The 12,334-nt window shown below is 59.8% G+C and carries 12 protein-coding genes; 5 read left to right on the forward strand and 7 right to left on the reverse strand.

The window, feature by feature from the left end; translation table 11 throughout:
* The first annotated feature begins 127 nt into the window (after positions 1-127).
* The 3 genes from msrB to GGD46_RS01415 are packed head-to-tail and all read left to right on the forward strand — an operon-like array spanning position 128 to position 1,514.
* Positions 128-577 carry a peptide-methionine (R)-S-oxide reductase MsrB gene (msrB, locus tag GGD46_RS01405; RefSeq protein WP_184701076.1) on the forward strand — a complete coding sequence of 150 codons (450 nt, stop codon included), beginning with the start codon at positions 128-130 and terminating at the stop codon, positions 575-577.
* Complete coding sequence (gene msrA / locus GGD46_RS01410; RefSeq protein WP_184701078.1) at positions 574-1,101, forward strand: peptide-methionine (S)-S-oxide reductase MsrA; 528 nt, start codon at positions 574-576, stop codon at positions 1,099-1,101. The genes msrB and msrA overlap by 4 nt, the downstream gene beginning before the upstream one ends.
* On the forward strand, positions 1,101-1,514 hold the full coding sequence (locus GGD46_RS01415; protein WP_184701080.1) for a DUF6314 family protein: 414 nt from the start codon (positions 1,101-1,103) through the stop codon (positions 1,512-1,514). Before msrA ends, GGD46_RS01415 begins: the two co-directional genes overlap by 1 nt.
* A gap of 30 nt (positions 1,515-1,544) precedes the next feature.
* Here the strand turns inward: GGD46_RS01415 and GGD46_RS01420 are convergent, their stop codons facing one another.
* The 4 genes from GGD46_RS01420 to GGD46_RS01435 all read right to left on the reverse strand — a co-directional run bounded on the left by GGD46_RS01420 (position 1,545) and on the right by GGD46_RS01435 (position 6,750).
* On the reverse strand, positions 1,545-2,627 hold the full coding sequence (locus GGD46_RS01420; RefSeq protein ID WP_184701082.1) for a 3-deoxy-7-phosphoheptulonate synthase: 1,083 nt from the start codon (positions 2,625-2,627) through the stop codon (positions 1,545-1,547).
* A gap of 441 nt (positions 2,628-3,068) precedes the next feature.
* On the reverse strand, positions 3,069-4,130 hold the full coding sequence (locus tag GGD46_RS01425) for a porin (protein ID WP_184701084.1): 1,062 nt from the start codon (positions 4,128-4,130) through the stop codon (positions 3,069-3,071).
* Positions 4,131-4,560: 430 nt separating this feature from the next.
* The gene (locus GGD46_RS01430; RefSeq protein WP_313206280.1) at positions 4,561-4,866 is read right to left on the reverse strand and encodes a hypothetical protein; all 306 of its coding nucleotides are present in this window, start codon (positions 4,864-4,866) and stop codon (positions 4,561-4,563) included.
* A 321-nt stretch (positions 4,867-5,187) separates the two neighbouring features.
* Positions 5,188-6,750 carry an MFS transporter gene (locus tag GGD46_RS01435; protein WP_184701088.1) on the reverse strand — a complete coding sequence of 521 codons (1,563 nt, stop codon included), beginning with the start codon at positions 6,748-6,750 and terminating at the stop codon, positions 5,188-5,190.
* Between the two features lie 174 nt (positions 6,751-6,924).
* Here GGD46_RS01435 and GGD46_RS01440 point away from each other — a divergent pair, with 174 nt between their 5' ends.
* On the forward strand, positions 6,925-7,848 hold the full coding sequence (locus GGD46_RS01440) for a LysR family transcriptional regulator (protein ID WP_184701090.1): 924 nt from the start codon (positions 6,925-6,927) through the stop codon (positions 7,846-7,848).
* A 91-nt stretch (positions 7,849-7,939) separates the two neighbouring features.
* Here GGD46_RS01440 and GGD46_RS01445 read toward each other — a convergent pair whose 3' ends face one another.
* Positions 7,940-8,479 carry a GNAT family N-acetyltransferase gene (locus GGD46_RS01445; RefSeq protein WP_184702201.1) on the reverse strand — a complete coding sequence of 180 codons (540 nt, stop codon included), beginning with the start codon at positions 8,477-8,479 and terminating at the stop codon, positions 7,940-7,942.
* A 149-nt stretch (positions 8,480-8,628) separates the two neighbouring features.
* Here GGD46_RS01445 and hisC point away from each other — a divergent pair, with 149 nt between their 5' ends.
* Entirely contained in the window at positions 8,629-9,687 is a 1,059-nt protein-coding gene (gene hisC / locus GGD46_RS01450) for a histidinol-phosphate transaminase (RefSeq protein WP_184701092.1), read from the forward strand.
* A gap of 78 nt (positions 9,688-9,765) precedes the next feature.
* Here the strand turns inward: hisC and cysN are convergent, their stop codons facing one another.
* Complete coding sequence (gene cysN, locus GGD46_RS01455) at positions 9,766-11,256, reverse strand: sulfate adenylyltransferase subunit CysN (protein WP_184701094.1); 1,491 nt, start codon at positions 11,254-11,256, stop codon at positions 9,766-9,768.
* Position 11,257: 1 nt separating this feature from the next.
* Positions 11,258-12,211, reverse strand: coding sequence for a sulfate adenylyltransferase subunit CysD (gene cysD, locus GGD46_RS01460; protein WP_184701096.1), 954 nt, complete (start codon positions 12,209-12,211; stop codon positions 11,258-11,260).
* Positions 12,212-12,334: the final 123 nt, after the last annotated feature.

Genomic DNA, 12,334 nt, shown 5'->3' on the forward strand with positions numbered 1-12,334 from the left:
GAGTGATGCCTATATTGGGCAGGCAATCATTCCCTTAGCGCTGATCGAGCTTGATACCCGTCCCTGGTTCCTCCCCGCAGGCCTTGGCCAAGCTCGAAATGTGTGCCGACGGGCAAGGAGAACAAGAATGAGCAAATACAGCAAGACGGCAGAAGCGGTAGCCAAGCTGACCCCTGAGCAGTATCGCGTGACGCAACAGAGCGGCACCGAGCGTCCGGGCACAGGCGAATATCTCTACAACAAGCAATCGGGCATCTATGTCGATATCGTTTCGGGTGAGCCGCTTTTTGCCTCCGCGGATAAATTCGACTCCGGCTGCGGCTGGCCGAGCTTTACCAAGCCAATCGAGCCCGCCAACGTCAGTGAGCTGACGGATATCTCGCACGGTATGGTCCGCATAGAAGTGCGCTCTGCAAACGGCGACAGCCATCTTGGCCATGTTTTCCCGGATGGCCCCATCGATCGCGGTGGCTTGCGCTATTGCATCAATTCGGCCTCTCTCCGCTTCGTGCCGCGTGACAGCATGGAAGCCGAGGGTTATGGCGCCTATATCGATCAAGTGGAGGATGTAAGATGACAACGGAACGTGCAGTTCTCGCCGGCGGTTGCTTTTGGGGCATGCAGGATCTCATCCGCCGTTACAACGGCGTCATCTCGACGCGCGTCGGCTATAGCGGCGGCGATGTCCGCAATGCCACTTACCGCAATCACGGCACCCATGCAGAGGCGATTGAGATCATTTTCGATCCACAGAAGATCAGCTATCGCGATCTCCTGGAATTCTTCTTCCAGATCCATGATCCGTCCACGCTTAATCGCCAGGGCAATGATCTCGGCCTGAGCTACCGCTCGGCGATCTTCTACACCAGCGAAGAGCAGAAGCAGGTTGCGCTCGATACGATCGCCGATGTCGATGCTTCCGGCCTGTGGCCTGGCAAGGTCGTCACCGAAGTCGCACCGGTTGGCGATTTCTGGGAGGCGGAACCGGAGCATCAGGATTATCTGGAGCGCTATCCCAACGGCTATACCTGCCACTTTGCCCGGCCCGGCTGGAAGCTGCCCCGCCGGCAGGCTGATACAGCTCAGCGCGCAGCCTCCTGATGGAAGGATCGGCCGGTATCGACCGGCTGGACCTCTTTCTCGGCACATGGGAGGTGAAGCGGCGGATCATCGATCGCTTCAACCGCACCCGTATCACGTTCGAGGGACAGGCGTTGGTGACGCCTGTCCAGTTTGAAGAACATGGCGATACGCGAAGCGATCACGTCACCCTGAGAAGCAGCCGCACCTACCGGCTTGACGGCACAGACGGTGATCTCGTCGTGCGTTTCCCCAATCTTTCGGAATTCATCCGCATCGGCGAAGACGCCTCGCAGCATGTAGTCCATCATTGCGGCCCCGATCTCTACCGGGGCCGTCTCTTCTTTCGCGCCTCAGATGTCTGGGCCGAGATGTGGCATGTGCGCGGGCCTAGAAAGAGCTACCTGAGCCTCGCGCACTACCGGCGTATTTGACCCGAACCAATCTCCCTAATGGGGCTGGTATCAGTCCGCCCGGCGTCGTGCCTGGACAGCCTTTGCCAGATCTTCCAGCGTGCGGACGGAGGTCGGCCAGTCGATGCAGCCATCGGTGATGCTCTGGCCATAGACCAGCGGCTTGCCCGGTACGAGATCCTGGCGGCCGGCAACGAGATTGCTCTCCATCATCATGCCCTTGATTCGCCGATCGCCGGCTGCCACCTGCTCGGCAACCGAGGTGACGACGAGCGGCTGGTTTTCCGGGTTCTTGCTGCTGTTGGCATGGCTGGCGTCGATGATGATCTGCGGCTCGAGCCCGGCCTTGAGGGATTGCTCGGCGGTCGCCTGGACGCTTGCCGTGTCATAATTCGGCTGCTTGCCGCCGCGCAGGATGATGTGGCAGTCCTCGTTGCCGCGGGTCGAAGCGATTGCCGCAAGACCTTCCTTGGTCACCGCAGGGAAGTGATGTGGCTGCGAAGCCGCAACGATGGCATCGAGCGCGATGCGAACGTCGCCATTCGTACCGTTCTTGAAGCCGACAGGGCAGGAGAGGCCGGATGCCAGCTGACGATGCACCTGGCTTTCGGTCGTCCTTGCGCCGATGGCGCCCCAGCTGACGAGGTCGGAAATATATTGCGGCGTGATGGTGTCGAGATACTCGCAGCCCGCCGGCAGGCCGATTTCATTGACGTCGATGAGCAGCTTGCGGGCGATGCGCAGACCTTCCTCGATACGGTAGCTGCCGTCGAGGTGAGGGTCGTTGATAAGACCCTTCCAGCCGACTGTGGTACGTGGCTTCTCGAAATAGACTCGCATGATGATTTCGAGATCGCCGACAAACCGGTCACGCTGCTCCTTCAACAGCGCGGCATATTCGCGGGCGGCGGCGGGATCGTGAATCGAACAGGGGCCGATGACGACGATCAGGCGGTCGTCCTTGCCGCGAAGGATATTGTGAACGGCGCCGCGCGCCTGAGTAACGGTGTTCGTTACCGCTTCGTCGCGGGGGATCTCATCTATGATGCGAGAAGGCGGCGTCAGCGCCGTAATCTCGACGATGCGCAAATCATCAGTGGAATTCAACACGGTATCGGTTCCTTTCGGGGTCATACCGTGGCGACAAAAAAGCCGCCAGGTAGACTAGCGGCTGTTCGGGTCTTTGCTGTCGTGTCTTCTCTAACTACGCACAGGCCCGCCTCCGCTGAGAGCAGCGGTACGAATAAAATCGCGAGGCGTATGCGCAGATAGTCGACATGCGCTGTCTCTACGACAAAAAATCCTGCTTGTCGATGAGGTTGGCATCGGGAAACGAAAGAGCTCGCGCCGTAGCGCCGCTTTCTCTCCACAATCGAAATCGATGTGCGGGTGTTTGCCTGCCAGCAGGCTGGCTTCGACCGCCGCGCTTTTCGCAGGGTTCGTCACCTGCGTGGCGGCTCGCATCGACAAATGAGTTAACCCCTGTCTCGGAAAGACCGGCCCAACTTCGCTGGAAGTCGGGCCAGTCCTCATCCGATCAGGGGTCAAGTCAGATCAGATCTCGAAAACGAGGTCTTAGAACGTGCGCTGGAAGCGCAGGATACCGGCCCACTGGTCCTGGTTGATGGAGTCCCAGTTGGTGTAGGATACTTCCGGCGTGATCTGCAGGTTCTTAACCGGGGTCCACTTGACGTTCGCGGTAGCAGCGAAGATCTTGGAGTCGGTGTAGGCAACCTGAGCGTTGGCCTGCAGCTTGCTGTTGATCGGAACGGTCACGCCGGTCCAGAGGGCCCAGTCGCCCCAGCCGATCGGCTTGGCAGGGCCAGCGCCGTTCGAGCTTGCGTACTTGTTGAGCTTGTCGCCGTTGGTGTTCCAGCCACCCATCAAGAAGGCCTTGAAGACGCCAAAGTCGGCATCGACGCGAGCCTTGACAGCGCCTTCTTCAACGATCGAGTCGTAGCCGCCGACGACCTTGAAGCCGAAGTTGCCAGCCTTGTAGCCAACACCTGCAACGACGTCCGGCAGGTAGTGGTTGGAGCTGTCTTCACCGTTCACGCCGGTGGCGCCGGTGCCGGAGTTGCTGTCTTCGAGCGAGACCACGGCCGTGAAGCCGTTGCCGGCATCGTAGTTGTAGGTCAACTGGTTCAGTTCGTACGGGCCGTCATAGACCACGTCGTCGTTCATGACGCCGCCAGCATAGCCGATGTACGAGTTGTACTGCGAGTCAGCCTTACCGACGAGGAAGCCACCGAGGCTGATGTTCGCGAATACCAGCTTCGTGGTGGTAGCGCCGCCATCCTGCCAGTCCCAACGCATGACCATGTTGGTCTTCAGCGGACCGAATTCGGTGTCCGATGCAGTATCGAGGCTCAGCTGAGCGCGGGTGTGCCACAGCGTGCCGAAACGGTCAGCCGGGTTGTAAGCATTGTACCACTTGCCTTCGGTACGGACGTAGCCGCCGATCTTGAGGCAGGTTTCCGTGCCCGGAATGAAGAAATAACCAGCGCCGTATGCGTCGCAAATACGGACGTATTCGAGCGGTTCCGGCTCAGCGGCGACGATGGCATCAGCTGCCTGAGCGCCAGAAACTGCTGCGAGAGCAGCAGCGGAGCCGAGAAGAAGGCTCTTGATGTTCATAAAAACTCCAATCCAATATAGATTGGGCACAGGCAATCGCGCCGAAAAATCGACGTGCCCTAACCCTATCCCTGTTTAAATACCCCGACTCGGGAGAAACGGGCCCCACCCGCTTCTGGTCCTATTAGAGAGGAACTCCTGTAAAGTTATATGATATATTTTTCTCAGCTTCGCATTTTTGTGATTTAAAAATTTTAGTTGCACGAATGCCACATATACCAACAGAAATAGTAAGTTGTACGTAATATTGTCTTGGTAATAGTCATTTTGAGAAACGAAAGGGCCGCTATACTTCCTTTGGTTGCGTCGGATATACTTGAATGAGCGCTGAAAGTGCACGTGAGCGGCGCTTGCGGCCAAGACGTTACGACGGCGTATCGAATGTGTCAGCCGTCGAAGACTCTTATAAGGGAATGGCGCTTTTCGAAGTTTACGCGGTTCGTTTGGTGGCTGAAGCTACGACCTTGCTCAGAACCGATCCGAGCATGATGCCCCAAAGCCCGCTGATCATGCCGACGACGATGTCGAGCGTCGAGCCGTAATTGCCGTTGGCGAGGAAATGCGACAGGCAAAGCACCAGCACGCTGCCGATCATCAGGAGGCAGGTGAAGGAAGGGGACTGCGGATAGGCAAGGCGAGCAAGCATGCCGGCAATGCACAGTGCGCCGGCGCGCAGGATGTCAAATGGATTGCCGAACGCGACCTGCCAATTGAGATGCGCAAGGGTCACGGCCACGAGGGCCGCGATATAAGTCCATGCGATTATCTTCAAAAACCGGTCTGAGATCATGGGGCGATGATATAGCAGCCGCGCTTGCGAACACTAGCCTAGTCTTGCTTCAGAGAGCACGCCGCGCCGCATTTGGATGCGCACATTTTATGTGTCAGCGAAATATTATGTTGCGGCTCGGAAGCGCTTGCGGCGTAATTCAGCCCTTTATTCGCCATTTTGGCATGAGCGTAGGGCCGCCCGTGCGGCTGCCCTACGACGTCTTTTTGAACACGCCTAACGCATGTCGCGCAAGAATGGGCGGCGGTTTTGCGCTAACGATGCGGCTCAGGCCTTCTTTACGCGGAGCACTTCCTCTTCCTCCGGCAAGGGAGTTGCATCTTCGGCCATGTCGGCCGATGCGCCTCTGCCGAGGAAGGTGAAAACCACGATTGCGGTTATGGCGGTGATCGCGGTCAGCAGCCAGAGCAGCGAACTGAAGGCATTGCCGTAGCCGCTAATCAGCGCATCGTGGCTGATCGCCGGTACATTCGATGCGGCGGCGGCAAGATCGCCTGTGACAAGCCGCTGGGCCGCAGATGAAGCCTGCCCACTCGCCGTCGCGCCGAGATTCGACTGAATGAACGCGGAGAGGATGGCGCTGACGACCGCAAGCGCAACCCCTTCGCCGGCGACGCGCGTTGTGCTGAAGATGCCGGTCGCCATGCCGGCGCGCTCTTTCGGAACCACGCTGACGGCAAGCCCGTCCATCAGGCCCCAGGGCAGGCTGATGCCGACGCCGATCGTCAGCAGCGGACCGATCAATGCCGATGCCGGGGAGCCTGCGGCAAAATGGCTGAGCCAGAAGAGACCGGCTGCCGAAACGATGAGGCCGCTGCCGCAGATCGTTGCGGCACTGAACCACCGGGTCAGAAGGCCGGCGGCGATAGGCAGGATGAGAAGCGGAGCCGAAAGCGCGATCATCGTCCGCCCGGCCGCAATCTCGCTCATGCCCTCGATCCCGACGAAGCGCACCGGCAGCAGGATCAGGAGGACGACGAAGGCATAAGCGGGTGCCGCCGCAAGTAGTTGCACGCCGACGAAGCGCGGATAGCGAAACAGGGTGAGATCCAGCATCGGCCGCTTCACCGAGCGTTCGATGATGCCGAAGACGAGGAACAGCAAGGCTGCGCCGACAAGCAGAGCAATGACAAGCGGATCGCTCCAGCCGGTCTCCGGCGCGCGCAGCATGCCATAGGTGAAAAGCGTCAGCGCAAGGGTGAAGCTTAGCGCGCCCGGCCAATCGAGTCCGGCTGTATCGGGATCGCGGGATTCGCGCAGATGATATGCGCCGAGGCCGAGTGCGAGCAGCGCCAACACGACCACGAGGAGAAAGATCGATGGCCAGCCGAAAGCATCGATCATCAAGCCCGAAGCGATCGGCCCGAAGGCGAGACCCACGCCGAAGCTGGAGCCGACGATGCTGAAAGCCCGCATACGTGCGCTGCCGTCGAATTCCTGCGCGAGCGAGGCCATGCCGCCGGAGAAGGCGGCAGCGGCGCCCAAACCTTGCAATGCCCGCAAGATGTCGAAGAGGACGATATTGCCGGCAAAGGCGAGGCCTGCTGAAAACAGGGCGAAACAGCCGACGCCCACCAGGAAGATGCGTCGCCGACCGAAGCTGTCGGCCAGTGCACCTGCGACCATCAGGCTGCTGCCGAAGGTTAGCATGAAGGCGTTGGTCACCCAGTTGAGGGCGATGGGGCTGCCACCAAGCGTCCGGCTGATCGCCGGCAGCGCGACGGCTGGACCTGTAAATGTCAGGGGCATGGCTGCAGCGGCGCAGCAGACTGCCACGAGAACAAAGAATTTTTCGGTCGGACTTGCGACCTGTGTCTTGGGCGAGATCATCGGGATTCCCGTTGGGTTCGAGCAAGGAAAGCCGTGGGTATCCCTGGGAGTGGGTGCGTCGAGCGCCGTTGCCCGCGGCTTTAAGTTACCCAGTCAGGATAGTTTTGCTGTAATTCTATGATAATGGGGCTATAGTTCCGCATATATCGGAAAAAAACGCTCGGATGGAGTGCCATGGATCGCCTGAGTGGCCTGAATGCTTTTGTGCGGACCGCCGATCTCGGCAGTTTCGCAGCCGCAGGGCGCGTGCTCGGTCTGTCGGCTTCCGCGGTCGGTAAGGCGGTGACCACTCTGGAGCGGCAACTCGGCGTCCGGCTGCTGCAGCGCTCCACCCGCAGCATTCGTTTGACCGAGGAGGGGCGCCTCTTTCACGAGCGCTGCCGGCGCGTGCTCGATGATCTCGACGATGCCCAGGCCTCGCTTGCGCAGGCTGTGGCGGTGCCGCGCGGAAGGCTACGCGTCAGCGTGCCCATCGTCAGTTATCATTTCCTGCTGCCGGTGGTGCCGGAATTCGTAACTCGCTATCCCGAGGTCGAACTCGATATCGATTTCAACGACCGCATTGTCGACATGATCGAGGAGGGCGTCGATGTCGCGATCCGCAGCGGCGACCTACCGGATTCACGGTTGATGTCGCGCACCCTGCGGCCATTCCAGATGTTGCTTTGTGCCGCCCCCTCTTATCTGGAGCGCCACGGCACACCCGATTGTCCGAGGGCGCTCAACGAGCACTCAGCGGTGCGCTTCCGATTTCCCAATAGCGGCAAGCTGCAGGAGTGGCCTTTGAGCCTGCCTGAAGGCGAGCCGGATCTGCGCATCAGAACGGCATTCTCCTGCAACAATATGGAGGCGGTGCGCGGCGCGACCGTCGCCGGGCTTGGCATCGGGTGCATGCCGGATTTCCTTGTGCGTAGTTCGCTTGCCGAAGGTAAGCTGCTAACCGTTCTTGATGATTTTATCGATGAACCCGGCCACTTCCATATGCTCTGGCCATCGAGCCGCCACCTGTCGCCCAAGGTCCGGGTATTCGTCGATTTTCTCGGCGAGCGGCTGTTCGCGAAGAGCTGCGATATCTTGCCCGCGGCACCCAACGCATGAACAAGGGGCTAAGTCGGCTCGTCTTCGACACTCGTGCGAGATTGCGGATTGAGCCGATAGTCGTCACTTTAGCTTCGGCAGCCAGCTTCGATCATGACAATTGCAGTTTGTAACCGACGTGGGTGGGCTCAAAACCCATCCGATCGTAGAAGCGGTGCGCATCAGGACGTGCCTTGTCGGTGGTCAGCTGCATCAAGGCGCATCCGTGTGAGCGGCTATAGTCGATGGCCCATTTGAACATGGCCTCGCCGATCTGTTCGTTTCGCCTTGAATGGGAAACTCGCACACTTTCGATCTGGGCACGCTTGGCCCCTCGGCGCGACAGCCCGGGGATAATCGTCAGCTGAAATGTCCCGACGATCTCGCTTCCATCCTCGACAACGCACAGAAACTGATTGGGATCAGCTTCGATCTCGGAAAATGCTTCGCGGTATTGAGCCGCATCCTCCGGCCGGACCGCTTCTCTCGCGGCACCTAGAACGTCGTCCGCGAGTAAGGTCACTATCGTTGTCAGGTCGGCGGCGGACGCCCTGCGAAAGACCAATTGCGTCAAGCTTTGGGTTCCTTGTTTCAATCCTGCCGTAATCGAGGCAACCACGATCCGACTTCGCTTCAAGCCTATCGCAGCCATGAGCAAGCCCGATATTTCCTCTTATCTCAGAGTTCCAACGACTGCTAAGGGCCGAAAGCTCCCTTCGATGGCAGCATTTGCCATATTGACCGCAAATCGAACCGCGCGATACCAAGACCGCCTGCAACCGCCAAGATGTGGGGATCACGATGAGCCGTTTCTGGAGTCCTGTTGTTCATTCCTTGATCCCCTATGTCGCCGGCGAGCAGCCTGCCATGAGCGATATTGCCAAGCTGAACACCAATGAAAACCCTTACGGTCCTTCTCCGCTTGCGCTGGAGGCGATCTCGAAGGCCGTATCCGACACGCTGCGGCTCTATCCGGATCCGACGGCGCGTGGACTGAGGGCTGCCATCGCTGCAAGCTATGGGCTGGACAAGGACGAGGTTTTTATCGGCAATGGGTCGGATGAAGTCCTTGCGCATACATTCCAGGCGCTGCTCAATCACGAAGAGCCTCTGCTGTTCCCTGATATCACCTACAGTTTCTATCCGACCTATTGCCGTCTCTATGGCATCGAGTTTCGGGAAGTGGCTCTCGACGCCAGGATGCGGGTTCGGGTCGCCGATTACCGCCAATCCTGCGGCGCGATCATCCTGCCCAATCCCAACGCTCCCACAGGGATCGGCCTGCCAATTGCCGATATCGAAACCCTTGTGCGGGAGCACCCTGAGCAGGTTGTCGTGATCGACGAAGCCTATGTGGATTTCGGTGGCGAAAGCGCCATTCCGCTGGTGCGCAAATACCGCAATCTCCTGGTGGTCCAGACATTTTCGAAGTCTCGCGGGCTTGCCGGGCTTCGTGTCGGCTTCGCCGTTGGGCAAAGGCCGTTGATCGAGGCACTGGAGCGCGTCAAGGATAGCTTCAACTCCTATCCCATCGACAGGCTCACCTTGGCCGGCGCCATTGCTGCCTGGGAGGATCGCGACTGGTTCGAGCGTCACCGCGCGCTGGTTATTGCGACTAGGGGTCGCTTGGGTATTGCACTTCAAGCACTCGGCTTCGTGGTGCTTCCGTCTTCTGCCAATTTTGTGTTTGCAAGACACGCCAGCAAACCGGGCGCGGACCTGGCGGCGGAGCTAAGGAGCAGGGGGGTACTGATCAGGAGATTTTCAGGAGCCCGCATTAGCGACTTCTTGCGCATCTCTATCGGAACGGATGCCGAATGCGATCGGCTGTTGGCAGCGCTCGACGACATATTGCGCTGATCTGGACGAGCGCGGCGCATCATTTTTAAGAAGAGGCCGATCGAAATCGGCCTCTCGTTGTTTCAGACTATGCCGTGATCAGATGTCGCTTGCGGCGTTGCTCCAGATTTCCGCAGCCTGGGCGGCGGTCACGCGGCGAACGTCGGTTTCGTCACGACGGCTGGCGAAGAGTTCGCTTGCCATGATCTGCTCGGCGAGATCGGCCGGCAAGGACAGGAGAACGCGCTGGCCTTCCTTGTGGATGCCGCCGATATCGGTGCGCTTGCCGGTGATCATGCCGCCGGCAACCGTATTGTTGGTTTCGGGATCGATCAGGATGAAGGAGCCCGTTGAGCGGTTCTGATCGTAGGGGTCGAAGACGGCCGCTTCATCGAAGGAAAGACGAACCTTGCCGATGGCGTTCATCCACAGGGCCTGCGCCGGTGCCCAAGCGCCGGTCTTCAGCTCCAGTTGCGCAATCGGCTGCACCTGGACGCGCTGGCGGCGGCTGCCGCTCTTCAACCAGTAACGCTTGCCGGGCTCAATGCCCTCGGGCTGCAAAGCAACGATCTGCGCGTCGAAGGAAAGGCCAGACTGCGGCTGGCTGTCGATGGCGACAATCATGTCGCCGCGCGATACGTCGACCTGGCGGTCGAGAACGAGCGTGATCGCATCCCCGGCAACGGCAGCGTTCCGCACCAGATCGAAAGTGACGATCTTGGAGACATTGGCGACCATGCCAGACGGCAGGATCATGACGCTGTCGCCCGGCTTCACCGAGCCGCCGGCAACCGTGCCCTGATAACCGCGGAAGCTTTCGCCTGGGCGGGAGACGCGCTGCACGGAAAGGCGGAAGCCGACGGTCTGCGCCGAGCGAACGGTTGCCAGTTCCAGCGCTTCGACCAGCGTCGGGCCGCTGTACCACGGCATGACGGCCTGGCCGGAATAGACGACGTTTTCGCCCTTCAGAGCAGACATCGGGATGGCCGTGATCTGCTTGACGCCGAGCGAAAGCGCGAACTCGCGGAAATCATGCGAGATCTTCTCGAAGCCGGCGCGGTCGTAATTCGTCAGGTCGATCTTGTTGACGGCTAGCACGAACTGCTTGATGCCGAGCAGCGAAGCGATCGTTGCGTGCCGGCGGGTCTGTTCGAGAATGCCCACGCGCGCATCGATCAACAGGACGGCGAGATCGGCAGTGGAGGCGCCGGTCGCCATGTTGCGCGTATATTGCTCGTGGCCGGGTGTGTCGGCGACGATGAAGGAGCGGTTGTCCGTCGAAAAATAGCGATAGGCGACATCGATGGTGATGCCCTGTTCGCGCTCGGCCTGCAAACCGTCGAGCAGCAGTGCGAAGTCAGGCAGGCCGAGATCGTTCTGTTTGCCGGTGGAATCGCGTCGTAGCGTGGCGGCCTGGTCTTCCTTGACCGCCTTGGTATCCCAGAGCAGACGACCGATCAGCGTCGACTTGCCGTCATCGACGCTGCCGCAGGTGATCAGGCGAAGCGGGCGCGAGTCGCGGACGGCCTTGGCTGGTTCGGCGGCAGGCCCAACAGCGGGCAGGGCGACGACGTTGGCGTTTGCGGTCATCTCAGAAATATCCTTCGCGCTTCTTTTTTTCCATGGAGCCGGACTGGTCGCGGTCGATGGCGCGGCCCTGGCGTTCGGAAACCGTGGCAATTTCCAACTCAGCAATAATCTCTTCAAGGGTCGTGGCGGTAGAACGGATCGCACCTGTCAGCGGGAAGCAGCCGAGGGTACGGAAGCGGATGAGCTCTTCGCGCTTGGCCTCGCCGGGCAACAGTTCGAGCCGAGGGTCGGCCGCCATGATCATCATGCCGTCGCGCTCGACGACCGGACGTTTTGCCGCGAAATAAAGCGGCACGATCGGAATATCTTCGGCCTGGATGTAGCGCCAGATATCGACTTCGGTCCAGTTGGACAGCGGGAAGACGCGAACGCTTTCGCCCTTGCGGATCTGGCCGTTGTAGACGTTCCAGAGTTCCGGGCGCTGGTTGCGCGGGTCCCAGCGATGGTCCGGCGTGCGGAAGGAGTAGATGCGCTCCTTGGCGCGCGAGGCCTCTTCATCGCGGCGGGCACCGCCGAAAGCGGCGTCGAACTGGCCGGCATCGAGTGCGTGACGCAGCGCTTCCGTCTTCATGACGTCGGTATAGCGAGCCGAGCCATAGGTGAACGGGGTGATGTTCTCCGCCTTACCGCGCGGATTGATGTGCTCGATCAGATCGAGATCGTACTTCTTCACGATCTCGTCACGGAAGGTGATCATCTCGGCAAATTTCCAGCCGGTGTTCACATGCAAGAGCGGGAAGGGGACACGGCCGGGATAGAAGGCCTTGCGTGCCAGATGCAGCAGCACCGACGAATCCTTGCCGATCGAATAGAGCATGACAGGACGCTCGAATTCGGCCGCAACTTCGCGGAAGATATGAATGGCTTCGTTTTCCAGCGCCTTCAGATGCGGATCGAGCGGCGGCTTCGTGCTTTGCGGATTGGAGATTTCCGTATCCGGACGGCTATCGGGCATTTATAACTCCAGAACTTTCAAGTGCCCCGGCCGGAAGGCTGGCCGGAAGGAATAGATGCTATGGCTCCTGGCAGACCGGCGGCGGTGAAACGCGCTTCGGATCGATGTCGGGAGCCGGCTGGG

The sequence above is a fragment of the Martinezella lusitana genome (assembly GCF_014207095.1).
Classification (GTDB): domain Bacteria; phylum Pseudomonadota; class Alphaproteobacteria; order Rhizobiales; family Rhizobiaceae; genus Rhizobium; species Rhizobium lusitanum_B.